This is a genomic window from Citrobacter sp. TBCS-14 (assembly GCF_005280805.1).
GTDB classification, from domain to species: Bacteria; Pseudomonadota; Gammaproteobacteria; order Enterobacterales; family Enterobacteriaceae; genus Citrobacter; species Citrobacter gillenii.
On sequence record NZ_SZWM01000127.1, the window covers coordinates 1 to 230 of the forward strand.

Consider the following 230-nt stretch of genomic DNA (forward strand, 5'->3'; position numbering starts at 1 on the left):
ATTTGCCAGATCGTTAATGTATTGCGAGGAGTGGAAATAACGGATATTCGGACGCAGTTTCAACAACAAATCGGTTGCCGGCCCGGTGTAATCATCCGCTTTGGTACTGTTTGGATCTTTACCCAAATAGTTCAGCACAGTAGCAAACACTTCTTCAGGCGCATCGAGGAAAGAGACACCGCAGCTTTTGAGTTTTTCCAGATTCTCCGGTTTGAGGATCAAATCCCAGC

The 230-nt window shown here is 46.1% G+C and carries 1 pseudogene; it reads right to left on the reverse strand.

Features of this window, described 5'->3' with window-relative positions:
- Nucleotides 1-230 (reverse strand): annotated as a pseudogene (locus FDX22_RS00685) (spermidine/putrescine ABC transporter substrate-binding protein PotF); the annotation flags it as partial.